The sequence below is a fragment of the Pseudoroseomonas cervicalis ATCC 49957 genome, from assembly GCF_000164635.1.
Taxonomy (GTDB): domain Bacteria; phylum Pseudomonadota; class Alphaproteobacteria; order Acetobacterales; family Acetobacteraceae; genus Pseudoroseomonas; species Pseudoroseomonas cervicalis.
Genome location: NZ_GG771153.1, coordinates 1 through 747, shown reverse-complemented (window position 1 = coordinate 747; position 747 = coordinate 1). Strand labels below are relative to the sequence as shown.

The 747-nt window shown below is 75.5% G+C and carries 2 protein-coding genes; both read left to right on the top strand.

Translation table 11 applies throughout. From position 1 onward, the window contains the following. Positions 1-398, top strand: a 398-nt coding sequence (locus tag HMPREF0731_RS22295) for an ABC transporter permease subunit (protein ID WP_007006535.1), incomplete at its 5' end; no start/stop codon positions are given. Next, on the top strand, positions 395-747 hold a 353-nt coding region (locus tag HMPREF0731_RS22290), incomplete at its 3' end, for an ATP-binding cassette domain-containing protein (protein ID WP_007006534.1). The genes HMPREF0731_RS22295 and HMPREF0731_RS22290, both read left to right, overlap by 4 nt.

Here is a 747-nt window from a genome sequence, read left to right as displayed (position 1 = left end):
TGGCCGGGGCGCGCGAGCAGCCGCTGCGCATGGCGGCGCTGGGCTACAGCATCGCGCGCATCCGCCTCGGCGCCATGCTGGCGGCGGGCGGCCTCGCCGGCGCGGCCGGCGCGCTCTACCCCTTCCTGCACCTCTATGTCGGGCCGCAGAGCCTGCACTGGTCCTTCTCCGCCAGCATGGTGATCATGCTGGTGATCGGCGGCACCGGCTCGCTCTGGGGCGCCTATCTCGGCAGCGCCGTCTATCTGGCGCTGCAGACCTATCTCAGCGCCCACACCGATCGCTGGCCGCTGCTGGCGGGCGGGCTGTTCGTGCTGATCGTGCTGCTGCTGCCCCAGGGGCTGGCGGGCGGGCTGGCGGGCGGCGCGCGGCGCCTGCTGCGGCGGCGCGGCGCATGAGCCCGCTGCTCGAGATCCGCGGCCTCGGCCGCCGCTTCGGCGCCGTCCACGCCCTCGCCGATGTCAGCCTGAGCCTGGCACCGGGCGAGACGCTCGGGCTGATCGGGCCGAACGGCGCCGGCAAGACCACGCTGTTCAACATCGTCAGCGGCTTCCTGCGCGCCGATGCCGGGCAGGTGCGCTATGCCGGCCGGGTGGTCGATGGCCTCTCCCCGGCGCGGCGCGCCCGGCTCGGCCTGGTGCGCACCTTCCAGAAGGCGATGGTCTTCCCCGGGCTGAGCCTGCGCGAGAACCTGGCCCTGGCGGCGCGGCAGCGGGCCGGGGACGGGCTGCGCTGGTGGGGCGCGGG